Raw genomic sequence first — 23,563 nt, 5'->3', positions numbered from 1 at the left:
CGCGCGCATTGACGACACCATGACACGCGGAACATCGCAATCGGGTGAGCAAGTTCTGACAGTCAATCAACACGGGGTGTTTTGAACGCAGCAGGATGCTGCTGCGGCGTTTGAGATACGCATATCTGCATGTGTCGCGCTGTAATTGCGTTTGTGGCCACGACGCATGAACATCAAAACCATCTGGCCCCGCAATGATCTGCGGGGCAAGATAGATTTGTCATTCCGCCGTCAGCAGCGGTGGCTTGTTGCTGCCGGTGATGCGGCCTTGCTGTGGGGCCTCAAACGTCAGGTCCAGTTCGCCATTTTTGACTCCAACCTTGACGATGCCGCCTTTGACCAGGGTACCGAACAGCAATTCCTCGGCCAGAGGTTTCTTGATGTGTTCCTGAATCACACGACCCAGCGGTCGCGCGCCCATATTCGCATCATAACCCTTGTCGGCCAGCCATTCGGCGGCGGCTTGCGTCAGTTCGATATGCACGTTGCGGTCGATCAGCTGCGCTTCGAGCTGCAGCACGAATTTTTCCACGACCTGCATGATCACCTCTTTCGGCAAAGCGCCAAAGCTGATGATCGCATCCAGGCGGTTGCGGAATTCCGGCGTGAAAATCCGTTCGATAGCGGCAGTGTCTTCGCCTGTCCGGGCCTCGCGGCCGAAACCAAGCGCGTTCTTGGACATTTCAGCAGCACCGGCATTCGATGTCATGATCAGGATCACATTGCGGAAATCCGTGGTGCGACCGTTATGGTCGGTCAGCTTGCCATGGTCCATCACCTGCAACAGGATGTTATAGACATCCGGATGCGCCTTTTCCATTTCGTCCAACAACAGCACGCAATGCGGGTTCTGGTCGACACCATCGGTCAGCATGCCACCCTGATCAAACCCGACATAGCCCGGAGGCGCACCGATCAGCCGCGAGACCGCATGCTTTTCCATGTACTCGGACATGTCAAAGCGCAGCAATTCTACACCCAGCGTATCGGCCAGTTGCTTTGCCACCTCGGTCTTGCCGACGCCAGTCGGACCCGCGAACAGGTAGTTGCCAATCGGCTTTTCGGGCTCACGCAGACCGGCACGGGCCAGCTTGATCGCCGATGACAAGGCTTCGATCGCCCTGTCCTGCCCAAACACAACCCGTTTGAGGCTTTTTTCTAGGTCTTTCAGCACTTCGGCATCATCTTTGGACACGTTTTTGGCCGGGATTCGGGCGATTTTCGCCACGACAGCCTCGATCTCTTTGGTGCCGATGGTCTTGCGCCGTTTGCTTTCGGCAACCAGATGCTGGGCTGCGCCTGCCTCGTCGATGACGTCAATCGCCTTGTCGGGCAATTTGCGGTCGTTGATAAAGCGCGCGGACAGTTCTACGGCGGTCTTGATCGCCTCGGCTGTATATTTGATGTGGTGATGTTCTTCGAAATAGGGTTTCAGCCCCATCAATATCTTGATCGAATCCGGCACCGAAGGTTCGTTCACGTCGATTTTCTGGAACCGACGCGCCAAGGCGCGGTCTTTTTCGAAATGCTGGCGGAATTCCTTATAGGTCGTCGACCCCATGCAGCGCAGTTTACCACCCTGCAAGGCGGGTTTCAGAAGGTTGGAAGCGTCCATCGCACCACCCGATGTGGCACCAGCCCCGATCACAGTGTGGATTTCGTCGATGAACAGGACCGCATCCTTGTGATTTTCCATTTCGGTCATCACAGCCTTGAGCCGTTCTTCGAAATCACCGCGATACCGCGTGCCTGCCAACAGCGCGCCCATGTCGAGCGAATAGATCGTGGCACCGGCCAAAACATCCGGCACGTCTTTGTTGACGATCTTGTATGCCAGACCTTCGGCAATCGCCGTTTTGCCCACGCCCGGATCACCCACCAGCAGCGGGTTGTTCTTGCGGCGGCGGCAAAGGACCTGAATGCAGCGTTCAACCTCATGCGCGCGGCCGATCAGGGGATCAACATCGCCCTTTTTCGACTTGGCGTTCAGATCGACGCAATATTTCGCCAGCGCGCTTTCTTTTTCGGGGTCTGCACCGGTGGTTTGTTCAGTCTCATCGGCAGCACCTGTCACAGGACGGGTTTCGCCAAAAGCGGGGTCTTTGGCGACGCCATGCGCAATGAAATTCACCGCGTCATAGCGGGTCATGTCCTGTTCCTGCAAAAAGTAAGCAGCATTGCTTTCGCGTTCGGCAAAGATCGCGACCAGCACATTGGCGCCTGTCACCTCTGACCGGCCCGACGATTGCACATGGATCGCCGCACGCTGGATCACGCGCTGGAACGCAGCCGTTGGCACGGCTTCGGACCCTTCGACATCGGTGACCAGCGTGGACAGGTCATCGTCGATGAAATCTTCCAGATCCTTGCGCAGGTCGTCGAGATCGACCGAACAAGCGCGCATGACGCGCGCAGCGTCCGGTTCGTCGATCAGGGCCAGCAGCAAATGTTCCAGCGTGGCCAATTCGTGCTTGCGTTCGTTGGCCAGCGCCAGCGCACCGTGGATCGACTGCTCGAGTGTCGTTGAAAATGATGGCACGTCTGTGCTCCTTCACATCGGGGTCGGCCAGCATGCGCTGGTCCCACCTTGGCCTCTACCTCTTAAAGTTTGGTTTTATTTCCCAACCTTCAAGGACTTTTTTTATTCTGCGCTTCACAAATAATGTGAAGATCGAAACAACGCCCGGTTTTCGTCACGCACCGGTCTGTTCGTGGTTAAAATCTGTCCTTGCTTGCGCGGATCTGCGCAAACACATCTACGTCCGGCTGGTTCTGCATGCCCAGATGCGCCTTGAGACCCGCATCATCGGCGCGCAGAAACGGGTTGGTGCGCCGCTCTTCGTCAAGCCCGGATGGCACTGTCGGCCTGCCTGCCGCACGCGCCGTTTCAATTGTCTTGATACGTAACCTAAGGTCTGCATTGTCGGGGTCAAGGGACACAGCAAAGCGTGCGTTCGATTCTGTGTATTCATGCCCTGAACAGACCATGGTTTGCTGTGGCAGCGCCCGCAATTTCAGCAGGCTTTCCCACATCTGCGCAGGCGTACCTTCGAACAGCCGCCCGCAGCCCAGCGCCATCAGGCTGTCGCCGGTAAAGACCAACCCGGCATTCGGCATGTGAAAGGCGATATGCCCGATTGTATGTCCCGGCACGTCGATCACATGGGTGGCCTGCCCGCAGATATGCAGCAGATCACCTTCTGCAACCGCCAGATCCAGCGGCGGCAGACGGTGCGCATCTGCCCGCGCACCGATCACCCTTGCGTCGCCACGCAGGCTTTGCAGCCCGCCGACATGGTCGTCGTGGTGATGCGTCAGTAGGATATCAGTCAGCTGCCAGCCCCGCTGCGCAAGCACAGCCTTGATCGGCGATGCCTCTGGTGCGTCGATCAGGGCGGTTTGCCCGGTCACGGCATTGTGCAGCACAAAGGCATAATTGTCGCGCAGACAGGGCACGGTGACCAGTTCGACAGGGGGTGCTGTGTTTGTCATGGCAAACCGTCCTTTCCTTGGTATTGTTTGCAAAGTGTCGTCCAAGGAGGTCTGAACCGCAATGCACCTTGATGTGCTGGACCTGCGAAACTTCTATTATCGCAGCGCGCTGGGACGCGCGGCGCAACAGGTGATCCGTAACGAGCTTGTCACGCTCTGGCCCGAGGCAAAGGGACAGGTCGTGGCGGGGTTCGGTTTTGCCGTGCCGTTGCTTCGCCCCTATCTCAAAGACGCGCGCCGCGTGATCGGGCTGATGCCGGGTCCACAGGGCGTGATGCCTTGGCCGCCCGAAGGCCGCAATGTCAGTATCTTATGCGAAGACACGCTCTGGCCAATCGAGACGGGGCATATCGACAAACTGGTCGTGATGCATGGCCTGGAAACATCCGAACACCCCACTGCCCTGCTGGATGAAATGTGGCGCGTGCTGGGACCGGGCGGGCGCGCCGTGGTCGTGGTGCCAAACCGCGCGGGCCTATGGTCGCGGACGGATAAGACCCCCTTTGGCTATGGCCGCCCCTATTCGCTGACCCAGCTTGATGCGCAATTGCGCAAGCACCGGTTTGTCACCGAACGGACCCTATCTACCCTGTTTCAGCCACCGTCGCGTAGCCGGTTCTGGCGCAGGTCGGCAGCCATGTTCGAACGGGTTGGTCCCAAAATACCGGTGATCGCGGCAGGGGGTGTGCTGATGGTCGAGGTCACCAAACAATCTGCCGCCCCGACGCGGCCCGGGTTGAAAGAGGCAGTGCGCCGCCCCCTTAAGGCGCTGGAAGGGATCACCGCACCGCAGCCCAAACCGGAATCTGCGCGCACGTCAGACTAGTTTGATATTTGCCTGTCCGCGCCAAAGGCCCTAAGCGGACAGCATGACACAAACATTCGAGATTTTTCTGACCGCAACACCCGGATTCGAACCCGCTCTGCTGGCCGAGGCGCAGGCAGCGGGCTTTGTCGGTGAGCGGACCCAAGGCGGCGTCACCATGACCGGCGGCTGGCCCGATGTCTGGCGCGCCAATCTAGTCCTGCGGGGGGCGACCCGCGTGCTGGTGCGGATCGGCAGTTTCATGGCCTTCCATCTGGCACAGCTGGACAAACGCGCGCATAAATTCCCGTGGGCGGATGTGCTGCGGACCGATATCCCCCTGCGGGTCGAGGTCACGACCAACCGCAAGTCCAAGATCTATCACGCCGGTGCCGCCACCCAGCGGATCGAGACCGCGCTGAAAGCCAATGGCTATCAGATCAGCGCCGAGGCCGAACTGGTCCTGAAACTGCGGATCGATGATAACCGCGTGACGATCAGCGTCGATACATCCGGCGAAAGCCTGCATAAACGCGGCCACAAGCAAGGCGTGGGCAAAGCGCCCATGCGCGAAACACTGGCGTCGCTGTTTCTGCGCGACTGTGGTTATCACGGGACCGAACCAGTGCTGGACCCAATGTGCGGGTCTGGCACTTTCGTGATCGAGGCCGCGGAAATCGCAGCAGGGCTATACCCAGGGCGCAGCCGCAGCTTTACGTTTGAACAGCTTGCCAGTTTCGATCCCGTCGCATGGGACGCGATGCGCCAGCACAGCCCGACACCGACCGACCTGCGCTTTTACGGCAGCGACCGTGACGCGGGAGCGATCCGCATGAGCCGTGAGAACGCCGACCGCGCGGGTGTGGTGGGCCTGACCACATTCGACACGCTGCCCGTCGATGCGCTGACGCGCCCTGACGGGCCACCCGGTCTGGTGATCTGCAACCCGCCTTATGGCGACAGGATCGGTAATCCAAAACTGCTGTTTGGGCTTTATGCATCGCTTGGGCAGACGCTCAAGGCGCAGTTTTCAGGTTGGCGCGTGGGCATCGTGACCAGTGATGCGGCCCTCGCCAATGCGACCGGCCTGCCGTTCAAACCCAAAGGCGCGCCCGTGCCGCATGGCGGGCTGAAGGTATGGCTGTTCCAGACCGGGAAACTGTGAGGATCGCACCATGACCCTGTTCGCTGGCCTGTCCGCCTTTCCGATCACACCCGCGACGCCGGACGGGCAGATCATCGCAGATGACCTTGCGCGCATGTTGCTGCGGCTGAAGGCAGCACAGGTCAATTCCGTTGGTCTTTTGGGAAGCACCGGCACCTATGCCTATCTGGACCGTAGCGCGCGGCAAAAGGCGGTCAGCATCGCCGCCGAAACACTGGCAGGCGATGTGCCCTTGATCGTGAGCGTCGGCGCCTTGCGCACCGATGCCGCCGTGGCACTGGCGCAGGATGCGGCCAAGGGTGGCGCGGATGGTCTGCTGATGGCGCCTGTGTCCTACACGGCGCTGACGCAGGAAGAAGCCTATCAGCATTACCTTGCTGTCGCGGGAGCGACTGGCCTGCCGCTGAGCATCTACAACAACCCCGGCATGACACATTTCACGTTCAGCATCGACCTGCTGGTCCGGCTTGCCGCGATCCCGACGATCACGGCGGTCAAGATGCCTCTGCCTGCGCAAGGTACGCTGGCGGATGATCTTGCCGCTCTGAGGAACTATCTGCCTGCGGATTTCGTCATCGGCTACAGCGGTGACTGGGGCTGTGCCGAGGCGCTGCTATCCGGCGCGCAGACGTGGTACAGCGTGGTGGCGGGCATCCTGCCGGAACCGGCCTTGCGGTTGACGCAAGCGGCACTGGCGGGGGACGCGGCGCGCACGGCAGAGCTGAACGCCACATTCACCCCGCTTTGGGCGCTGTTTCGGGCGCATGGCGGGCTGCGCGTGGCCTATGGCATCGCGCATCTGCTGGGGCTGACGAAAGCCCTGCCGCCACGGCCGATCCTGCCGATGCCAGACAGCGCGATGCCGGACCTGCGCGCCGCGCTGGACATCGCGCTGGCCTGACCGTGGATCAGACCGGCGGCATGACGCTTTTGCGACCGATGCCCGTGTAATAGCTGAACCCTGCGGCCACGGCATCATCGCAATGATAGACATTGCGCAGATCGGCCATGCGCGGTTCGGCCATACTGCCTGCCAGGCGGGCAAGGTCGAGCGTGCGAAAGTCGTCCCACTCGGTCAGGATCACCACCAGATCAGCGCCTTGCACGGCGGTATAGGCATCGTCATGCCAAGTGACACCGGGCAATAAGTCTTCGGCCTCGCGGAACGCCTGCGGGTCTACGACGCGCACATCGGCCCCCTGCCCGACAAGCGCTGGCACGATTGTCAGCGAGGGTGCATCGCGCATGTCATCGGTGCCGGGCTTGAAGGTCAGACCCAGCACCGCAATCGACTTTTTGCGAACATGGCCGTCGCAAAGGTCGATGATCTTGTCGATCATGACGCGCTTGACCTCTTCATTGACCTTGATGACGGTTTCGACAATTTGCAGCGGGGCTGCATGGTCCTGCCCGATCCGCGCCAAGGCGCGGGTATCCTTGGGAAAACACGACCCGCCATAGCCGGGGCCGGCCTGCAGGAATTTGGGGCCGATCCGCTGGTCAAACCCCATGCCATTGGCGACCGCTTTGACATCGGCGCCGGTTCTTTCGCACAAAAGCGCCATTTCGTTGATGAAGGTCACCTTGGTCGCCAGAAACGCATTGGCCGCGTATTTGACCATTTCGGCGGTTTCCAGATCGGCGACCAGCATCGGAAAGCCACGGTCGGTCAGTGGACGATAGATCGCCTGCATGACAGCGGCGGCGCGGTCGGTCTGCACCCCGACGACAACACGGTCTGGATGCATGAAATCATCAATCGCCGCACCTTCGCGCAGGAATTCGGGGTTCGATACCACGTCGAAATCCTGCGCGGGATTGGTAGCGCGCATGAGCTCTGCCACCTTGCGGCTGGTGCCGACCGGCACGGTCGATTTGGTCACGATTACCACATGGTCGGTCAGCACCTCCGCCAGTTCCTGCACGGCAGAAAACACATAGCTGAGATCGGCATGACCATCACCGCGCCGGCTGGGCGTGCCTACGGCGATGAACACCACCTGCACCCCGTCGATCGCAGCGCGCAGGTCGCTGGTAAATGACAGCCGTCCTGCGGCCATGTTACGGGCAAGCAGGGCGTCCAGACCCGGCTCAAAGATCGGAGTCTTGCCGTCGCGCAGCAAGGCAAGCTTGGCCTCGTCCTTGTCGATGCAGACGATCTCGTGGCCGAAATCCGCAAGGCAGACCCCAGACACCAGCCCGACATATCCGGTACCGATCATGGCTATCTTCATCGCAATCGCGCCTTTCGTGACGATGTCGCAGCAGTATCTGATCTTTTCTTATTGCGGTGTGGGGCGCAGGTCCAGTGACCAATACCCGCAATAGTTGTTTTCTGCATCCGCAGAAATTGGCCTGGCAAGCGCCCTGCGCTGGCTGGCCCGTGCCAATGTATGAAAAGCTGCCAAAAAGTGTCCCAGCGGGACCACCACGATATCCAGATGGACCTGGCGGTGGGTCAGCCAGCAGATGCCGACAGCGGCGTTAGGTCGACAAGATGCGCAGATGACAACGGCTCAATTACCGAATTTATCGCCGATCCCGTCCATCACGCCGCGCATCCGCTCGCCACTGGCGCAATCGGCGGTCAAGGTCATCTGCGGTTTGATGCGTTGTTTTTCGCCGCTGAAGGTCACGTCGTCAAAACGGCTGGCCAGCACGATCTGCAGGTACGTGCCTTGTGCACCCTCGATCTGCGCCCTGCCGTTGGAAAATGGAATGCTGCGGCCCGTATCGGTGTTGCGCACAGCAAAGCTGCTGTTGGCAAGCGGGCATTGGTTGATCAATCGCACCTCGGCGCGGATCAAAGCGCCATCGCCGGTGTTCAGCGCATCTTGGACGATGGGAAGCACAAGCCTGACCAGCCCAAGGGCCACCACGGCGGCAAGGATCATCAAAACAATGGAACGTCGGGTCATGGCTGTGGTCCAATCACAACAGGCCCGGAGTAACCCGGGCCTGTGTTTCGCATAGTGGTGCGCTTAGCCTTGCAGCAGGCTCAGCACGCTTTGCTTGGAAGCATTGGCCTGCGCCAGCATCGCGGTGGAGGCTTGCTGCAGGATCTGCGACTTAGCAAGGCTGGTCGATTCCGCCGCAAAGTCAGCGTCTTCGATACGGCCACGACCACCTTCGAGGTTGATGGAGATGTTGGTCAAGTTACTAACAGTGTTGTCCAGACGGTTAGAAACCGCACCAAGCTCTGCACGCTGTGTGTTAACCAATGCAATAGCTGCGTCCATTAGAGTAATCGAAGCCAATGCAGTGTCACGAGTGCTGATGTCAAAAGCGCCTGTCGCCGGCGTTGCAGCTGATGCGGTAACACCGGCTGTAGTTTCAGCTACTGTTACGTCCGCCTCAACACCGTCAGTTGCGGTTGCAGCCGCGGTAGTTACCGTCCCAGTCCCTGCTCCACTTCCACCAGTCCCAGTCACCGTAAACGTCGCTGTAAAGTTCACGCCATCAGCACGTGAGACCGATAAGACCCCGGCAGTGTTAGTAACAGTGTAAACCGATGTATCAGTGTTTGCAGCTTGCAACGCTGCGCCTATAGTATCGGCAGTATCTGCTGCAGCGAGATCACCCGTTGAAATTACAACATCGGTTTCGCCAGCAAACGAAAGTGTGAGCACAACGTTGTCACCCGCAGCAATAGCAGTGCCGGTTGCAATTGTTTGACTTGTTGTGGCTGCTGTTGCAGCGGTTTCTGTGCTTTCTGTTCCACCACCGGCTACCGTGAAAGTGCTAACAGTTGCACCAGCATCGTTGGCTGTTGCAACAAGATTGGTGCCGTCAGCTGTAAATGTCCAATCTGTGTTAAGAGCGTCTTCGTTAAGTGCTGTTGCCACTGCGGCCAAATCTGCAAAATCGCCAGCACCTGTCGCAGCCGCGGTGAGCGTTACTCCGCCAATTGTGACCGTCACATCAGCATCGATGCTAGCAATAGTCACGCCACTGAAGTCAGCGGTCAGAACGGCCGTTGCTTCATCGATGGCTGCTACGGCGGCGGCTGTGGTATCCGAAGCACCAAGCGCAGAAGTTGTCATCGCAGAGATACTAACCGTAATTTTATCCACGTCACCTGTGTTGCCACCAACTTGCAGATTGAAAGTACCATCGCTACTGCCGCCACCGACACCAGTCAGCAGGTCTTGGCCAGCCCAAGTGGTCGCGCCGGCAATGCGGTCGATTTCAGTGGTCAGCGCCGTAAATTCAGCCTGAAGATTGGATCGATCGGTTGTGTCGTTCGTGTCGTTCGACGCTTGAACAGCCAGTTCACGCATACGCTGGAGGATGTTTTCGATTTCCTTGTGCGCGCCTTCGGCCGTATTGATCAGTGCCTGACCGTCCTGGGCGTTGCGGATCGCCTGGTTGGTGCCACGGATTTCCGATGACAGCCGCGATGCAATGGCCACGCCAGCTGCGTCATCTTTGGCAGAGTTGATGCGCTTGCCGGTCGACAGGCGCTCCATCGAGGTTTCCATATCTCTGTTGACGCTGGACGCGGAAGCCGCGGCCATCAAGGCGCCGGTATTTGTTGCAATTGCGAGTGCCATCACATCTCTCCTATTATGTCATTAAGAGAACACAGTCTAAATCCGCGTTCTCAACCAACTGAAGCATGCTGTCGCTATCAACCGGCCTATGAGTGGTAACGGCTTGGATGCCGCAAGCTTTAGCCCCGCAAGGCAACATTCTTTGCCAAGGCCGATTGCTGTAAAGCGGTGAGCCTATTAGGGTTGGACGTGAACCGCTGAAAGGTGCGCATTGCCATGACATTCCTATCCCGACTGCCTATTTGCTTTTGTCGGATCGCGACTGCCAGCTTTTGCGCGATGCTATTGGTCGCCGGAACGGGCCTGGCCGCCCAAGGGTCAGATGCGAGCCCCGATCCTTTTGACGCTGCCGTTGACGCCGTAAAAGCCGAAGATTTCGGTCTTGCAAATGATCTGTTCTTTGCTTTGGCCGAACAGGACGATCACGACGCGCAATTCAATCTGGCGATTTTGCTGGAGGCCGGAAAAGGCACGCCGCAGAATTACACCCTTGCGCTGGAATGGGCATGGCTGGCCCAGCTTGGCGGTGTCGAGCGCGCAAAGGAATTGGCTGACCGGCTGGCTGAAAAACTGCTGCCTGCCACGAAAGATGCAATCGCGGAACGCATCAAAAGCCACCTACAAGACCGACTGTCGCGGGGTAATTCCGCAGCCATCATGCAATTTGTCGCGTTCAACCAAACGATATTGACGCGACCCGATCTGGAAACCGCCTATATCTGGACGCTGATCGGTGCGGCGTTGAATATCGAGAAAGCCGTCCAAACCCGCAATGATATCGAGGCCACGTTAGAGACGCGCGTTGTACTGGCGGCTCAGGAAACGGCACGCGGGATGTTTGTGGATCAGGACATGGCGTCGTTGTTCGCCGGTGACGGCGTTGCATCACGATAGCTGACCGATATGGCGAATGCCTCGTCCTCGGTCAGGTCATATTGCTGCGCGGCCTCTTCCAGACTGCTGCCCGCTTGGCGAGCTGCGATGAACGCCACGATATTGGATGCCGATTTTGCCTGCGGTCCGTGGTTTGCTGCAACCCGCTGCGTCAGTGGCGCAACAACAGGTGTATCGACCTGCGTTACGGTGACTTCTGGGCTATTTGTAGGCGGCACCGACTGAACGATCTGTTTCAGCGATGATTTGATATCCGACAAATCGCGTTGATCCCGCATCACACGGATCAAAAGCCAACCGACCAAGAGTAAATTCAGGGCCAGCAACCAGTTTGTAATGCTTTGGCCAGAGACCAAGCTTGCGTAATCCTGAAGTGTCAAAAAAGTTTTCCTGAATAGTCAATATTTTGACGTTTGCGAACTCGTATTGCCAGCATGGCCCAGTCCGCGCAATTCAGCACATTTTTCGGCGTAAAGAAACTCTTGAGTCAATTTCTGATACAAGTTTGCCAAATCATCGGATGTATTCGGCCCAAGGGGTCCCAATTTCGACATTTCGGCCAGCACATTTTCAGATGCTGCAATATAGTCTTTGTCCGACGCGCGGCACGCTTTCAGTCGGTCAAGCGCCGCATCCAGCTGTTGTGTCGCGACGCCGGTCTCTGACATTAGGTCATGGATTCGAATGAATCGGCCAGACCCTGCGCGATCTTGTCGTAATCGACAGGATATTCATTCGCTTGGATCGACGCCCGGATACGTTCCACAGCTTCGATATCAACCGGTACCGGCATGCTCTGCATCGACGCCAGAACCTCTGCAGCGGCGGAATTGATCTCGACCGCGGGTCTGGACGACGCCGATACCGGATTAACCGGCGCAGCGACACCAAGACCTGCCGTATCGCCACTGCTTGCGGGCGAAATGTTGACTCTTGGAACCGCGTTCACCTCTGGCATTTTCGCGGAAGTGACCGTGCCAGTCAGATTTTGTGTTGCATCAACCATTTTGCATTCTCCTGTCGAAGATAGGTAACGACTGTTCAGGGCGCCATTTTAGAGATGACCTGAACTTTTCTTTCCTGAGAGATCCGTCCGATCACTTCGCTGCCGCTGCTCAGGTTTCTTAGTCGTATGTTATCTCCAATTTGGCCCGGTTCCAAGGCGATGCCGGGACTTTCTATTTCTATACCGCCGTTCACGATCTGCAAAGTGACAATATCGTCAGCATTTATAGCCCAATCGCGCTGCAGATGGCGCGGACTGACCGGCACGCGAGGTGTCAAAGATTGCGACAAAACCCTGCCGACAACATCCTCGATCGTAATGTAGACATTATTGACTGACAACGGATCGATTGGTCGGATTTCCAGATCGTCCAATTGTATCCGATCACCGCTGCGCAGCGGCCGGCGCAGAAAAACTGCTTGTGTCACCTGTCCCTCGGTGACTTTCGGGACTTGAGGAAGTGCGCCTTGGACCTGCGCACGCAATGCAATGCTCCATTCCACTGGCGACGGGCAGCGCACAGTCACACTGCGCCAGCCATTGAAGGCTTGCTCCACCTCCAACGGCGCATCACAGGCATAGAATTGTTTTTCGGCCATGACATTCGGTGCTGCGATTTCGCCAACGCTGGCCAGCCGTTCAATGATTGCCTGCTGGACTTCTTGACCCGTGACAATCCGTGTTGCCGCCTGATCCTGCGCCAAAAGCGCGAACGGCCAGAACAGCATGATGGAAAGCCAGCGCATCATACTAGAATACATAAATATCGTCGGGGACAGTTGGGAAGCCAGAGGCCTCAGGCAAGATCAGGGTTTGTCCCGCCACCATCCTGTCGGGATCGCCCCGCAGAAAAGCGCGCGGATTATCCTGAACGATTTTCTCAATCACCGTTTGCAGACCCGTCGACCCATAGCGATACTGGCGCAGGATCCCCAATAGATTTTCACCCGGCGCAATGATATGGCGTTGGCCTGACGCAGCGGTGTCAGAGCAGTCAGCCATGCACAGCAAAACCCAAGGCTCTTGCGCTTTTGCAACGTGCGGCAGCATGAATACGGCAAGAAGTGGTAAGATCACTTGGCCCAATCGCATGACGTTCAACCTCCTATTTCAAAGCGCACTTTGGCGCCGGCCAAATGCGCGCCGGCACGCCTTGCGTTCATCGGGCTCAGGATAGCTTGGCTTGGGCTTAGTTCCACGATGCGGAACACTATCCAAGGCTGGCCATGGCCCTCGGCAAAGGCAAGGCTTTGACGGGTCAGGCCATCACGGCTGCCCAGGTCAATTCGAAAACGTCCGGTACCCGCGTCCGTAAGAAAGCCCTGCAATGGCGCGCAGGCATAAGACCCCAGCCAAGTCGCAAGCTCTGCTGACACGCTGTCGGCGAGGCTTTTTGCGACCTCATGCGCATCCTTTCGCGCCAACACATTGACCGTGCGCCAAGGCGTATTGGCCGAGACAGCGACCACATGGCTGGTGGTCATCTGCTGTGCCCGTCCAGGCGCAGCAGGATCAAGTACCTGCGCCTGCAAGGTGACCGTTAATGTCGTCGCTTGAAGCCCAGGGGCCGTTGCGTGCCATGACAAATGCAGGCCCCGCGCAGTATCAGGTATCAGGTTTGACCGCGATGCCTCTACTCTGGACTGGCCGCCCATAAGAGTGTCGTAATCAAAACCAGCAGGAACTTTGCTCCCGCCCTGTCCCACCGTCGCAAGCGAGATATCGCGCGCTGAAACATTGATCTGCGGCGTCACCCCAAGACCCATGATAGTCGCGTCATGCGCCAGCTCCAAAGCCTCTGTCGCCCAAAGCGGTGCGGTATACCCAACATGTATCTGTGGATTCCCCGATATCAGATTGATCGCTGGCCGCACGGCGCAGCCAAGCGCAGGTGCAGTGCCGACATAGGCATCAATGACAACTTCATAATGATGGCCAGACGGCCCTTGGCTGACGACAGAATAATCCAGAATGCGGGAATTGGGCCGCAGCAGAATGCTTTCGCCTGTCAGCGCACCGTTATCCGCCATGGAAAAGCCTGACACGTCAGCCCCCCCCTCTAGCGCGGCAAGGTATAGCGCATCTTCCAAAGCAAAACGTTGCGCACGGTCGGTGTCGTTATTGGTCACGGCCGCCCGGCCCGTGACGCGCACGATATCCGCAAAACCCGGCCCACAAGTCAGAACAAGCAACAGCACAGGCGCAAGCAGCCTCATCTGACGACGAAATATTCCTGTCAGCATCCCTGGCCTTACCTCCCGGCGGCTTATCGCACTGCCATCATGATGCGTGCGATCATGTCGCGGTCCAGTTCTAGCACGACCTCATAGGTGTCGCGGCCAACCGGATTGATACGCACCGTGCGCGCACCCCGGATTGTACCATCGACCGATGCGCGTGTTGTGTCGTTTTGCAACACGGCATCGACCACGGTTGTCTGCGCACTTAGCCGCAAGCCATGCACCTGCTCGGTGAGGTCGCGCATGGCGTCCAGACGGGCGACACGGATCGCCATCAAGCGCTTTTGATTGATGTTATGCGCCGGCTGCGCGGAAATCGTCGCATATCCTGTCCCGATAATCGGTGGGACAGTTTGCTGTATAACAGCGGCATCAGTGCCCCTTAGCGCGGTCTCGATTTCAAGAACTTCTTTTGCGGCGGGTGATATGCCCGCAGCGTTGTATGGTGCGTGGGCATTCATGTTGCAGGCGCCCAGCGCCAGAGCAATCGTGAAAGCCGCACAAGTCTTGATCAAATCGGTTAAGGCAAAGTTACGCACAAAAATATCCTCCGCAAGTCGCGTTTTGCCTCTGGTCTTGCATATGTCGTGCCAGTGCTAAGAACAGCGCAAATACGGCGTATTTTTTTACTGGCACAGGAATTGCTTCTTACTTGCCGAAGTGGCGTCTTCCGAGATGCGCCGCCAGATGGAGCAGCAGGTGACATGAGCGCGTCCGAAACAGCAATACCACGGCACCTGCTGGGGCGGAGCCTGACCAGCATCACGCTGCCGCTTGGCATTTTGATGCTGGTGGCGATGATGGTATTGCCGCTGCCAGCCTTCTTGCTGGACATCTTTTTCACGCTCAACATCTTCATGTCGCTGTTGATATTGATGGTGGCACTGCACACTTACCGGCCGCTGGATTTTTCATCTTTTCCCAGCCTCATTCTGGTTGCAACGGTGTTGCGACTGGCGCTGAACGTTGCGTCGACAAGGATCATCCTGAGCGAAGGACATTTGGGAACCAGCGCCGCCGGTGCCGTGATCGAAGCATTCGGTGCCTTCGTCATTGCAGGCAATTATGTCGTCGGGATTTTTGTCTTTGTCATTTTGGTGATCATCAACCTTGTCGTGATCACCAAAGGTGCAGGCCGTGTCTCAGAAGTTTCTGCCCGCTTTACCCTTGATGCCATGCCCGGCAAACAGATGGCCATTGACGCGGACCTGAATGCGGGAGTGCTCACCGCCGAAGAAGCGACCGTGCGCCGCGAGGACGTAGCGCGCGAGGCAGATTTTCATGGCGCGATGGATGGTGCATCCAAGTTTGTCAAAGGCGACGCCGTTGCCGGTATTCTGATTCTGGCCATCAACGTCATCGGCGGGTTGACGATCGGGATGCTGCAGCATGGGCTGTCGATCGGCGAAGCCTCTGAACTTTATATTCTGCTGTCGATCGGTGATGGTCTTGTCGCGCAAATCCCGTCTTTGCTGTTGTCGATTGCGACGGCAATCATCGTGACGCGTGTATCGTCGAGCCAGGATATGGCCGAGCATATCAAAGGCGAAGTCAGCATGTCGCGTGCGTGGTTTCCCGTAGCAGGGGTGCTGCTTTTGATCGGCCTTGTGCCGGGCATGCCCACCATCTTGTTTGGCGGCATGGGGCTAGCTGCCGGTGTCGCTGCGTATTTCTTTCGCAAGCAAGAACAGACCGACGCCACGCAAGACAAGAGTGACGCAAAGACGCCTGTCGAAGACAGCAATCCCAATAGCTTGAACATCACCGACGTCGCTGATCTGTCTGCGGTGACGCTGCTACTGAGCTATCCGCTTTTGTCCATGGTGGACAAAGACGACGGCGGACCTTTGGCGCGACGCATTGTCACCGTGCGCAAAGAAGTGTCGCAAGCTTTGGGTTTTGTCTTGCCCAGTGTCCGCATCCGTGACGATCTTGGGCTGACAGCAAACGAATACAGGATCAAGATCGGCCAAACGGTCGTTGCCGAAGACAAGATCTATCCTGATCAGAAACTTGCCCTGCCCAGCGGCACATCGCGCGTCAAGATTGAGGGCATAGATGTCAAAGAGCCGTCTTTCCGCATCGACGCGACCTGGATCCAGTCGGACCGCGAATTCGAAGCAGAAGCAAATGGCTATATCATCATCGAGCCTGAAACGGTGCTGGCGACACATCTGAGCCAGATCTTGTACAAATATGCGTCAGAACTGATCGGACAGGATGATGTTCAGGAACTGCTCGACAATCTGTCAAAAGTTGTGCCGCAACTGGTCCAGTCCGTTGTCCCCAAACTGATGCCATTGCATAATCTGACGGCGGTGCTGCGGCAGATTTTGCGTGAACGGATACCGATCAGCGACCTGCGACGCATCTTGGAATTGATCTCCGAGATGGCAAGCAAGAACATGAGCGTGACAGAGACCGCAGAGGCGCTGCGGCCCCAACTTGTTGGCCTGCTTATTCAACAGACAACGCCGCTGAACACCCCGCTTCCGGTTGTGACACTGGACAGCGCATTCGAGCATCTGTTGATCAATTCCGCCAAGCGGTCAGAGGGCGATCAGTTGCTGCTGGATGGATCACTGGCAGAGCAGATGGTCAAATCGCTTGTGCGTGTCAACGAGGAACAAACTGAAGCCGGCAAGAAACCATTCTTGGTCGTTTCTCCGCAAATCCGGCGCAAATTATCCAGCTTTCTGCGTCAACATATCGCTGACTTTCCCGTCCTTTCATTCACGGAATTGCCTGACGGGCGACGGGTGGAGGTTGTGGCGACGGTGTCTGGCGACGAGCAAATGGCCACAGAATGAAACATGGTCATTTTTTGATCCCCGATGAGGCGCCCTGGTCATGACTGAATATATCTTCAGAGCATCCGATCCCGATACCGCAATGGAAAAGGCGGTACGCGAACTTGGCGACGATGCCATGATCCTATCCGTCAGAAAGATGGGAGATGTCACAGAGGTCCGCGCGACACGCGAATCTGACATGGCCGATCAGCTGCAATGGGACGATCGCAAGCCGCAATCCTGGCCAAGCGACGCCATGGATCTGGGGGCGGCGATGCGGACTGCCCGCGCGCGGCGCAACGGGTCTGATCCAGCCTCGACCCCGCGACGGGCTGCCGATACCAATGCTGCGCCTACCCGTGAAAAAAGCACAGATATGGGCGTAACTGCAGCACCGGTGGCGCGGCCGGCTGAAGAACCAGAGACGATATTGGATGCAACACAATTCGAAGAATTGTTCCGCCAGCGCCTTGCACAAGCTCCTGACGACCAGCCTGAAATCGTGTCAAATGCGGCAGAACCCGTCAGTCGTCAGCAAGATCCGATCGAGCGAGAGACTGCAACCGCACGCAACAGCTCTGCAGCACAGACCGTACCATGGACTCCTGACCAACCGGACAGCGCGGACACGTGGAACGAGGATCGCGCACCTGCTGCACAAGTACCGGCAGCCGAACGACCTTCTGCTACAATCCTGAACGAAGGCGCAGTCGCCCAGCACCGCATATCTATTTTTGACTACGGCTTCCCCGAGGATATTGCCCAGTCCTGCGCGGTTGCACCGGATCTGCATACTCTGCAAGCACAGCAAGACCATGCCTGTCACCTGCTGGCAGCACGGATCACCGACGATGCCGAAATCTCTTTGGTTCATGAAAATAAAGCGCTGTTTCTTTTCGGCCCGCCCGGTGCGGGAAAGACAACCGTCGCGGCCCAGCTTGCATTTGAACGCTTGCGCACCACGGCGTTCCAGCCCCGTCTGGTTCAGGTGCCGCAGAAAGGTTTTGTCAGCTGCGGCCGTTTGCAACAATATGCAACGCTGCTGAACTCCGAGTTTCGCACATTGTCTTTCGAAGATAACGAAGACATCGCGCGCAATGATATCATTGATTGTGATCTGACAGAGCCTGATGCCATTGCGGAAGCATTGGAATGGGTCACCGAACGAAGCAGTGGTAGTGACGTTAGCCCATTGCTGATCATCCCCAGCACATGGTCGATTGCAGCAATCAAGCAATATACCATGATGTTCGAGGCGATCTGTCCAGCGACTGTTCTGACACATATGGATATCGGGGGGATAGATATCGCAGGTCTGTCGGCAATGGCCGATGCAAATATAAAGCTGATCGCTGCCAATGAGACGAGAAAGATCACCGAGGGCCTGACGCTGGTGGATCGCGACTCAGTGGAACGCTTCTTGCAGGTGACACTTGCGACTTCGGTGGCAGATGACCAGCAATCTTCGACGCGCCACTAAACAAGTCGTGCAGTCAGTCGTTTCTATAAGGAACTTATAATGCCGACGGAGTCCTATTCGATGTCAATGTTAAGCCCGGCCGCCGTGTACAAGCGTCAACAACAAAACCCGGGCTTCAATCCCGAAGACAGCCATCAATTGATCAAGGCAACGCTGGAGTATCTTGTACGCAGCCTTGGTATCCTGATGCAGGAACCAGCGCGCGACAGCGAGATATTCCAGACCCATATCGCCCGCGTCTTGACGTCGATCTATGTTTTGCAATCAAGTCTCGACTTTGAACGCGGCGGAGACATATCGGTCAATCTGTTCCAATTGTACGAATATTCACGTCAACAGACCCTGAAGCTGATGCGGAATGACGATACGGCGCAGATCGACAGAGCGTATTATTCAATTTCCGAAATCTTTGATGCATGGCAGAAAATCAAGTGAATCCGCGTCTGCACGACGCGCATCTTATCGCTTTGGAAAAGGCGCAGGATGCGTTGGAGGACGCTTTGAGAGACACAGATTTTGATGCAGCAGAGCGCATCAATATGGAAATGCGCGAACGCTTTGCAGGGCTGGCGCATGTTCATGCTGATCAAATACGCCAAGATCTCCCACGTTTGTCGGCGATTATCGGGCGGCATACGCAAGCGCGCAACGACCTTTTAGAACAGGTTGCTTGCTTACAGCGCAATCAAAGGCGGACCCAGGCAGTAATTGCTGCCTATGCTAAACACTAGCGGCATCAGGGATGGCAGCCATGGTCGCAGATGTCTTTGTCGAAAAAGCAGATGCTGACTGCAAGACCGCTTTTACCAGAATGATCAAGCATGGCTTTCTCAATATTCGGGTTGTCTCTGGTGAGAGAAACTCTATTGCATGTTCTGAAATTATGAAAATCACCGATGCGTCGCTTGCGAAGATGACTGAATTACAACGCAGGCTGACGCGCCCTGCGTCGATTATGACGAAGGATGAAAATCAGGTGGGCGCTACTGATACGGCCGATACCATTTGCCGCTTTTTTAGTACAAGCCAATAGAAAACGGTCATAGTAAGAGATGGTGGCAGGCCCATCGGTTACAACATGACAGAAGAATTGCAGAGGGCGCGATATCGCACAAAGGACGCGGCGACCCTTTTTAAATTATGGTAACATGACCAACAGAATAAAGGTTCTCAAATGTCTTACGCCCCAGATTGGATCTTGAACGTTGTGTGTGCCAAAGTAGCTGAACGCTATGTTCTTGGAGCATTGCCGATAGAAGCTTATGCAAACCGCATGTCGCGAGATCTGTTGCTGACCTATGCGGATTGCACACCCGAAAAACTGTACAGCGTTGCAGAGAATATGCTCTTTTTCCTGGCCGAAATCGAGGACGATAATGCCCTCGAACATTGTCACTCTTTCTCCTATCGCTCGGTTCATTTCGACAAGGCTGATCGCCCACGGCGATTGAAGGGTCTGTTTCTAGATCCTTTGGCAGCCGTGAAACAGCAAACCAGCAGCGACACCGTGTTCAAAAGCTTTCGTGCTTTTGTTTTCAGATCCCGGGTCGAAGGCAACTTGGTCGCGCCCATCGAATGGAAAGTGCGCAATCACAAAGAGCTCATTTCATTGGCCGACATTCTGGACGTGGAAGTGTCTTTTTCAGACGCGATGTAGGCGGGGCGATCAGCGCGGCCTTACAAGCCGCACAGCCACGGTCCGGGTCTTATCCGCACGGCCATAGGCATAGCTGGTAAAGAAATTTATGCTCCAAGGCGCATTCGACATCAACCAATTGGTGTCACCGGTCCAGTAAAGACCAGGATAGGTGTTTGGAAAAACATTCTGGTCAATCATCGGTGGTTCTGGGTTGATGACAATCAATCGTTCCAATTCTTCGCGGCTGGGCAGACGCCAACCGGGGCCGATGTTACGCTCGGCGCGCTCTATCAGAGAAGCAACCGAGGCAAAGGGGACAAGCAAGGCTGAACCCACACAGGTATCATTTTCCCATACCTGCCCGATGCTGCAACGCATCCAGTCCAGACCGCCCAGGACATCAATCACGATTGGCCCTTTTGCAACAAAGGTTGTTTCTTGGGCATGGACGGGTCGCGGATCGACGGTCAAAATACCGACGCTCACAAAGAAACACAAAAATGCGTTCTTGATATTTGCGGCATCCAGCATCTCGTTCCTTTCAAATTCCTACTTGGCATCTTCTTTGCATTAAATGTGCCGAACCGCTTTATTGGGAGACATACTATGGATATCGCATCCCTACTTGGACTAATTGGTTGCTTTGCAATGATCATCGGAGCGATGATCGTCGGTGGCGGCGTTGCCCCGTTCGTCGATGTCCCCTCTATCCTGATCGTGATTGGTGGAACATTCTTTGCCGCTATGTATACGACGCCACTTGCGACCTTTCTAGGCAGCTTTGGCGCGATGTCCAAGGCATTCCTGCCTCCCGTAAAAAAGCAAAATGTCTTGGTCGAGCGTATGGTCGAACTTGCCGGGATCGCGCGGAAAGATGGCATGATGGCGCTTGAGGGGCAGGCTGTACCAGACAAATTCTTTGAAAAAGGAATGCAGCTTTTGGTTGACGGCGCGGATGAGACCAAATTGGTCAAGCAATTGACCGCAGAAATCAAATCCATGAAAAGCCGGCATGAAGCAAATCAACTTGTCGTAAAGGCATGGATCGATCTAGCCCCCGCGATGGGCATGATCGGAACGTTGATCGGTCTGGTCTTGATGCTCGGCAACATGTCCGACCCAAAGGCGATTGGTCCCGCCATGGCGGTTGCATTGCTCACAACCATGTACGGGGCAATCGTTGCCAACGTGCTGTTCGGTCCGCTTCTGACGAAATTGGAAGGCTACACCGCCTATGAAGTCATTTACCGAGAGATGGTCGTTCTAGGATTACGCAATATCGCACGAGGCGAGTCCCCGCGCAACATTCAGGATCAAATGGCCTCGAACCTTCCTCCGAAGATGCAGGCAAAGATCGACGCGGCATAATTTAGCCCCTACAGGAAAGTTTGCCGGATGGCTGAAGCAGTCGAAGCAGAAGAAGAACACGACGAAGAATGTCCAAAGTGCCCTCCGGTTGGTGCGCCGGCATGGATGGCAACTTTTGCCGATCTCGCCACATTGCTCATGGCATTTTTTGTGCTGCTTTTGTCATTCGCTGAAATGAACGTCCCGAAATTCAAGCAGATTTCCGGGTCGCTCAAGGATTCTTTCGGCGTGCAGAAAATCATTCCAGTTGTTGAGCAACCTAAGGGAACGACCGTTCTTGAATTGAACTTCAGCCCTTCGCCATCACCTTCTGTGACGGAAGAAGCGACCCAGGAGACGACCGAGATCAAGGAACCAGAGCTGAAAATTCCCACCGACAACCGTGATATGGACGGCGAAGACAAGCAGCTCGAGGGTGAGACGGATGCCGATGGGCTTGGCGGGGAAACAGCGCAGAATATCGCCGATAACGAAAATATGTCGGACGCGGAAAAACTGGCCGCAGCGTTGGAGCAGATCGGTACTGCGGTCAACATCGAAGCCGAAATCGTTGATGGCAAGGTTGCCATCGACATGAATGCCGAGGATGCCTCGCCGCAGGAACTGATCGAGAAATTCCAACGCGTGGGGCAGGCGATAGAAATCGCAGGTCTTGCGACAGGAAAGGCTGAACAAGAGATTCTATTCGGCGGGCTGGACGAGACGCTGAATGATCTGATCTCGATGGTTTCAGAAATCCAGCGCCAGCAACAAGAATCCGGTGGTGCCACATTGGACGAAGCGTTGAGCCAGATGGCGCGCGCGACTGAAAAGGCGCTGGAGGCCGAAGCCCAATTGCGCGCCAATTTGCAGGATGAAATCGACCAAGGGCTGGTGACAGTCGAACAGCGTGACGGCAAGGTTTTTGTCAACCTTGGCGCAGGTGGCGCATTTCCATCAGGTTCGGCCGATCTGACCCTGCAAGCACGCGGCATTATTGACGAGCTTGCAGCGGTCACAGTGGACCCCACGAGCAAGGTCGTTGTCTCTGGTCACACGGATAATGTGCCTATTTCGTTTGGTGCCCTGTATCGGGATAATTGGGACTTGGCGGCAGCACGCGCAGCAAGCGTCGTGCAAGAAATCGAAGCAAGTATTCCAGCACCGGGACGTGAAATGTCTGCGATTAGTTTTGGCGAAACGAAACCTGTCGCAGATAATGCTACAGCCGAAGGCCGCGAACGTAATCGTCGAATAGAACTTGAAATCGAATTTGAACAATAGTGCTATGGGGCAAAGCGAAACAGCGCCATTTATCGAGGGTAGACAAAGCGCCATGTTGAACAAGCTGAAACTTGCCGGGCTTGGTGGCGTCCCATCTGCGCAGCATGCGCGATTCACAAAACGAAAGTCGGACCAGCAAGGCTGGACCGCTGGCGTATTCTTGAAGTCTCGTGCCAACGGTGACAGGGTCTGGCTGCAGCGGATCATGATCGACGGGAAACGGCGCGAGATCGAACTAGGCTCTTTTCTGACGCTGTCACTGGCTGAGGCCCGCGAAGCGGCGCAAGAAAACAGAAAGACCATTGCAGAAGGCGGTGACATCTTTGCAGAACTGCGGAAACAACACCGGCAGGATATTCGGGACCGGATCCGGAGACTATCAGCCAAGCTGAGTGAACCAGCGTCGTTGCGGACACCACAACCGGTTTTGCAAGACGAGGTGCTCACGCCACTGCCGCTTGACGTTGAACCGCCGACTGCACCCATCACACAAACCGCATCAGAGGAATCGGATGTGGCAAAGGTGCGCGCGCTAGGGCCGCATATCGACGCGGCACTCTCGGTCATATTAGACGCTGTGCCGGCGGATATCGACTCTGGGTATGTGTCACAGGATATGCTCGCACTCTCAACGGCTTGTGGTGTAGAGATGCTAGAGCGCGCTTGCAGGATCACGCTTGAAACGGGGGACTGCACGCTTTTGTCGATCGTCGCAATTCTGGACCAAGACGCAGCAACCACAGACGAAGCAGATAACGCCAATATCATTGCTCACAGCAATATACGCGGCGCTGAACACTTTCACTAAAAGGATATCCAGATGTCGACAAACGCAACCTATGAGGCGCTACGCGCGCTGAAACTTG

General features: G+C 56.4%; 26 protein-coding genes. 13 read left to right on the top strand and 13 right to left on the bottom strand.

The window, feature by feature from the left end; all coding sequences use genetic code 11:
* Positions 1–220: 220 nt before the first annotated feature.
* Both clpA and gloB read right to left on the bottom strand, forming a co-directional pair.
* Positions 221–2,539 carry an ATP-dependent Clp protease ATP-binding subunit ClpA gene (clpA, locus tag ACPF9B_RS14335; RefSeq protein ID WP_424178262.1) on the bottom strand — a complete coding sequence of 773 codons (2,319 nt, stop codon included), beginning with the start codon at positions 2,537–2,539 and terminating at the stop codon, positions 221–223.
* Between the two features lie 176 nt (positions 2,540–2,715).
* A complete protein-coding gene (gene gloB, locus ACPF9B_RS14330; protein WP_424178260.1) occupies positions 2,716–3,492 on the bottom strand; it encodes a hydroxyacylglutathione hydrolase in 777 nt (258 codons plus the stop codon).
* Between the two features lie 61 nt (positions 3,493–3,553).
* Here gloB and ACPF9B_RS14325 point away from each other — a divergent pair, with 61 nt between their 5' ends.
* From ACPF9B_RS14325 to ACPF9B_RS14315, 3 genes are read left to right on the top strand one after another with little or no spacing between them, the layout of a single operon-like run.
* Complete coding sequence (locus tag ACPF9B_RS14325) at positions 3,554–4,318, top strand: class I SAM-dependent methyltransferase (RefSeq protein ID WP_007206171.1); 765 nt, start codon at positions 3,554–3,556, stop codon at positions 4,316–4,318.
* Between the two features lie 43 nt (positions 4,319–4,361).
* Positions 4,362–5,462: a THUMP domain-containing class I SAM-dependent RNA methyltransferase gene (locus tag ACPF9B_RS14320; RefSeq protein ID WP_424178257.1), complete on the top strand. Its 1,101-nt coding sequence runs from the start codon at positions 4,362–4,364 to the stop codon at positions 5,460–5,462.
* A 10-nt stretch (positions 5,463–5,472) separates the two neighbouring features.
* Complete coding sequence (locus ACPF9B_RS14315) at positions 5,473–6,363, top strand: dihydrodipicolinate synthase family protein (RefSeq protein WP_424178255.1); 891 nt, start codon at positions 5,473–5,475, stop codon at positions 6,361–6,363.
* A gap of 7 nt (positions 6,364–6,370) precedes the next feature.
* Here the strand turns inward: ACPF9B_RS14315 and ACPF9B_RS14310 are convergent, their stop codons facing one another.
* The 3 genes from ACPF9B_RS14310 to ACPF9B_RS14300 all read right to left on the bottom strand — a co-directional run bounded on the left by ACPF9B_RS14310 (position 6,371) and on the right by ACPF9B_RS14300 (position 10,015).
* Positions 6,371–7,696, bottom strand: coding sequence for a UDP-glucose dehydrogenase family protein (locus ACPF9B_RS14310; RefSeq protein ID WP_040482934.1), 1,326 nt, complete (start codon positions 7,694–7,696; stop codon positions 6,371–6,373).
* 282 nt (positions 7,697–7,978) lie between these two features.
* Positions 7,979–8,380: a hypothetical protein gene (locus tag ACPF9B_RS14305; protein WP_424178253.1), complete on the bottom strand. Its 402-nt coding sequence runs from the start codon at positions 8,378–8,380 to the stop codon at positions 7,979–7,981.
* 63 nt (positions 8,381–8,443) lie between these two features.
* The gene (locus ACPF9B_RS14300) at positions 8,444–10,015 is read right to left on the bottom strand and encodes a flagellin (RefSeq protein WP_424178251.1); all 1,572 of its coding nucleotides are present in this window, start codon (positions 10,013–10,015) and stop codon (positions 8,444–8,446) included.
* Between the two features lie 216 nt (positions 10,016–10,231).
* On the opposite strand from ACPF9B_RS14300, the gene ACPF9B_RS14295 reads away from it, so the two are divergent.
* Positions 10,232–10,909 (top strand): hypothetical protein, encoded by a 678-nt coding sequence (locus ACPF9B_RS14295; protein WP_424178249.1) that lies wholly within the window; start codon positions 10,232–10,234, stop codon positions 10,907–10,909.
* Here the strand turns inward: ACPF9B_RS14295 and ACPF9B_RS14290 are convergent.
* The 7 genes from ACPF9B_RS14290 to ACPF9B_RS14260 form a co-directional block, all read right to left on the bottom strand.
* Entirely contained in the window at positions 10,861–11,187 is a 327-nt protein-coding gene (locus ACPF9B_RS14290) for a hypothetical protein (RefSeq protein WP_424178247.1), read from the bottom strand. The two genes, ACPF9B_RS14295 and ACPF9B_RS14290, sit on opposite strands and share 49 nt — an antisense overlap.
* A gap of 120 nt (positions 11,188–11,307) precedes the next feature.
* Complete coding sequence (locus ACPF9B_RS14285; RefSeq protein WP_424178245.1) at positions 11,308–11,577, bottom strand: hypothetical protein; 270 nt, start codon at positions 11,575–11,577, stop codon at positions 11,308–11,310.
* Positions 11,577–11,915 (bottom strand): flagellar biosynthesis anti-sigma factor FlgM, encoded by a 339-nt coding sequence (locus ACPF9B_RS14280; protein WP_007206181.1) that lies wholly within the window; start codon positions 11,913–11,915, stop codon positions 11,577–11,579. The genes ACPF9B_RS14285 and ACPF9B_RS14280 overlap by 1 nt, the downstream gene beginning before the upstream one ends.
* A 35-nt stretch (positions 11,916–11,950) precedes the next feature.
* The gene (flgA, locus tag ACPF9B_RS14275) at positions 11,951–12,664 is read right to left on the bottom strand and encodes a flagellar basal body P-ring formation chaperone FlgA (RefSeq protein ID WP_424178243.1); all 714 of its coding nucleotides are present in this window, start codon (positions 12,662–12,664) and stop codon (positions 11,951–11,953) included.
* A 1-nt stretch (position 12,665) separates the two neighbouring features.
* Complete coding sequence (locus tag ACPF9B_RS14270; RefSeq protein ID WP_007206183.1) at positions 12,666–13,007, bottom strand: type IV pilus assembly protein FimV; 342 nt, start codon at positions 13,005–13,007, stop codon at positions 12,666–12,668.
* A gap of 5 nt (positions 13,008–13,012) precedes the next feature.
* Positions 13,013–14,131, bottom strand: a complete 1,119-nt coding sequence (locus ACPF9B_RS14265; RefSeq protein WP_424178240.1) for a flagellar assembly protein T N-terminal domain-containing protein — start codon at positions 14,129–14,131, stop codon at positions 13,013–13,015.
* A gap of 50 nt (positions 14,132–14,181) precedes the next feature.
* Positions 14,182–14,430, bottom strand: a complete 249-nt coding sequence (locus ACPF9B_RS14260) for an LPP20 family lipoprotein (protein ID WP_424178238.1) — start codon at positions 14,428–14,430, stop codon at positions 14,182–14,184.
* 429 nt (positions 14,431–14,859) lie between these two features.
* Here ACPF9B_RS14260 and flhA point away from each other — a divergent pair, with 429 nt between their 5' ends.
* From flhA to ACPF9B_RS14230, 6 genes are all read left to right on the top strand, one after another.
* Positions 14,860–16,965, top strand: a complete 2,106-nt coding sequence (gene flhA, locus ACPF9B_RS14255; RefSeq protein WP_424178236.1) for a flagellar biosynthesis protein FlhA — start codon at positions 14,860–14,862, stop codon at positions 16,963–16,965.
* A 40-nt stretch (positions 16,966–17,005) separates the two neighbouring features.
* Complete coding sequence (locus tag ACPF9B_RS14250) at positions 17,006–18,427, top strand: hypothetical protein (RefSeq protein WP_424178234.1); 1,422 nt, start codon at positions 17,006–17,008, stop codon at positions 18,425–18,427.
* A 39-nt stretch (positions 18,428–18,466) separates the two neighbouring features.
* Positions 18,467–18,862, top strand: a complete 396-nt coding sequence (fliS, locus tag ACPF9B_RS14245) for a flagellar export chaperone FliS (protein ID WP_242601259.1) — start codon at positions 18,467–18,469, stop codon at positions 18,860–18,862.
* Positions 18,844–19,158, top strand: coding sequence for a hypothetical protein (locus ACPF9B_RS14240; protein ID WP_424178232.1), 315 nt, complete (start codon positions 18,844–18,846; stop codon positions 19,156–19,158). Before fliS ends, ACPF9B_RS14240 begins: the two co-directional genes overlap by 19 nt.
* An 11-nt stretch (positions 19,159–19,169) precedes the next feature.
* Positions 19,170–19,460 (top strand): hypothetical protein, encoded by a 291-nt coding sequence (locus ACPF9B_RS14235; RefSeq protein WP_424178230.1) that lies wholly within the window; start codon positions 19,170–19,172, stop codon positions 19,458–19,460.
* 141 nt (positions 19,461–19,601) lie between these two features.
* The gene (locus ACPF9B_RS14230; RefSeq protein ID WP_040482938.1) at positions 19,602–20,084 is read left to right on the top strand and encodes a hypothetical protein; all 483 of its coding nucleotides are present in this window, start codon (positions 19,602–19,604) and stop codon (positions 20,082–20,084) included.
* Positions 20,085–20,093: 9 nt separating this feature from the next.
* Here the strand turns inward: ACPF9B_RS14230 and ACPF9B_RS14225 are convergent, their stop codons facing one another.
* On the bottom strand, positions 20,094–20,597 hold the full coding sequence (locus ACPF9B_RS14225) for a DUF1566 domain-containing protein (RefSeq protein WP_007206192.1): 504 nt from the start codon (positions 20,595–20,597) through the stop codon (positions 20,094–20,096).
* Positions 20,598–20,672: 75 nt separating this feature from the next.
* Between ACPF9B_RS14225 and ACPF9B_RS14220 the strand changes: the two genes are divergently transcribed.
* From ACPF9B_RS14220 to ACPF9B_RS14210, 3 genes are read left to right on the top strand one after another with little or no spacing between them, the layout of a single operon-like run.
* Positions 20,673–21,434 (top strand): motility protein A, encoded by a 762-nt coding sequence (locus ACPF9B_RS14220; RefSeq protein ID WP_040482939.1) that lies wholly within the window; start codon positions 20,673–20,675, stop codon positions 21,432–21,434.
* A 27-nt stretch (positions 21,435–21,461) separates the two neighbouring features.
* Positions 21,462–22,697, top strand: a complete 1,236-nt coding sequence (locus ACPF9B_RS14215) for a flagellar motor protein MotB (RefSeq protein WP_424178227.1) — start codon at positions 21,462–21,464, stop codon at positions 22,695–22,697.
* A 52-nt stretch (positions 22,698–22,749) separates the two neighbouring features.
* Positions 22,750–23,505 carry an Arm DNA-binding domain-containing protein gene (locus tag ACPF9B_RS14210; protein ID WP_424178225.1) on the top strand — a complete coding sequence of 252 codons (756 nt, stop codon included), beginning with the start codon at positions 22,750–22,752 and terminating at the stop codon, positions 23,503–23,505.
* The last annotated feature ends 58 nt before the right edge of the window (positions 23,506–23,563 follow it).

This window comes from Yoonia sp. TsM2_T14_4 (assembly GCF_049602355.1).
Lineage (GTDB): Bacteria > Pseudomonadota > Alphaproteobacteria > Rhodobacterales > Rhodobacteraceae > Yoonia > Yoonia vestfoldensis_A.
Note: the sequence above shows the minus strand (reverse complement) of the source record. Positions and strands in the feature narration are given on the sequence as shown.

Coding starts and splice junctions, on each gene's coding strand:
- ACPF9B_RS14210 (WP_424178225.1), top strand. CDS start 22,750: ATGTTGAACAAGCTGAAACTTGCCGGGCTTGGTGGCGTCCCATCTGCG.
- ACPF9B_RS14305 (WP_424178253.1), bottom strand. CDS start 8,380: ATGACCCGACGTTCCATTGTTTTGATGATCCTTGCCGCCGTGGTGGCC.
- ACPF9B_RS14240 (WP_424178232.1), top strand. CDS start 18,844: ATGGCAGAAAATCAAGTGAATCCGCGTCTGCACGACGCGCATCTTATC.
- flgA (WP_424178243.1), bottom strand. CDS start 12,664: ATGATGCGCTGGCTTTCCATCATGCTGTTCTGGCCGTTCGCGCTTTTG.
- ACPF9B_RS14225 (WP_007206192.1), bottom strand. CDS start 20,597: ATGCTGGATGCCGCAAATATCAAGAACGCATTTTTGTGTTTCTTTGTG.
- ACPF9B_RS14310 (WP_040482934.1), bottom strand. CDS start 7,696: ATGAAGATAGCCATGATCGGTACCGGATATGTCGGGCTGGTGTCTGGG.
- gloB (WP_424178260.1), bottom strand. CDS start 3,492: ATGACAAACACAGCACCCCCTGTCGAACTGGTCACCGTGCCCTGTCTG.
- ACPF9B_RS14325 (WP_007206171.1), top strand. CDS start 3,554: ATGCACCTTGATGTGCTGGACCTGCGAAACTTCTATTATCGCAGCGCG.
- ACPF9B_RS14280 (WP_007206181.1), bottom strand. CDS start 11,915: ATGGTTGATGCAACACAAAATCTGACTGGCACGGTCACTTCCGCGAAA.
- ACPF9B_RS14215 (WP_424178227.1), top strand. CDS start 21,462: ATGGCTGAAGCAGTCGAAGCAGAAGAAGAACACGACGAAGAATGTCCA.
- ACPF9B_RS14285 (WP_424178245.1), bottom strand. CDS start 11,577: ATGTCAGAGACCGGCGTCGCGACACAACAGCTGGATGCGGCGCTTGAC.
- ACPF9B_RS14260 (WP_424178238.1), bottom strand. CDS start 14,430: ATGGCGATCCGTGTCGCCCGTCTGGACGCCATGCGCGACCTCACCGAG.
- fliS (WP_242601259.1), top strand. CDS start 18,467: ATGCCGACGGAGTCCTATTCGATGTCAATGTTAAGCCCGGCCGCCGTG.
- ACPF9B_RS14315 (WP_424178255.1), top strand. CDS start 5,473: ATGACCCTGTTCGCTGGCCTGTCCGCCTTTCCGATCACACCCGCGACG.
- ACPF9B_RS14235 (WP_424178230.1), top strand. CDS start 19,170: ATGGCAGCCATGGTCGCAGATGTCTTTGTCGAAAAAGCAGATGCTGAC.
- flhA (WP_424178236.1), top strand. CDS start 14,860: ATGAGCGCGTCCGAAACAGCAATACCACGGCACCTGCTGGGGCGGAGC.
- ACPF9B_RS14265 (WP_424178240.1), bottom strand. CDS start 14,131: ATGAGGCTGCTTGCGCCTGTGCTGTTGCTTGTTCTGACTTGTGGGCCG.
- ACPF9B_RS14295 (WP_424178249.1), top strand. CDS start 10,232: ATGACATTCCTATCCCGACTGCCTATTTGCTTTTGTCGGATCGCGACT.
- ACPF9B_RS14320 (WP_424178257.1), top strand. CDS start 4,362: ATGACACAAACATTCGAGATTTTTCTGACCGCAACACCCGGATTCGAA.
- ACPF9B_RS14220 (WP_040482939.1), top strand. CDS start 20,673: ATGGATATCGCATCCCTACTTGGACTAATTGGTTGCTTTGCAATGATC.
- ACPF9B_RS14250 (WP_424178234.1), top strand. CDS start 17,006: ATGACTGAATATATCTTCAGAGCATCCGATCCCGATACCGCAATGGAA.
- ACPF9B_RS14290 (WP_424178247.1), bottom strand. CDS start 11,187: ATGCGGGATCAACGCGATTTGTCGGATATCAAATCATCGCTGAAACAG.
- ACPF9B_RS14300 (WP_424178251.1), bottom strand. CDS start 10,015: ATGGCACTCGCAATTGCAACAAATACCGGCGCCTTGATGGCCGCGGCT.
- ACPF9B_RS14230 (WP_040482938.1), top strand. CDS start 19,602: ATGTCTTACGCCCCAGATTGGATCTTGAACGTTGTGTGTGCCAAAGTA.
- ACPF9B_RS14270 (WP_007206183.1), bottom strand. CDS start 13,007: ATGCGATTGGGCCAAGTGATCTTACCACTTCTTGCCGTATTCATGCTG.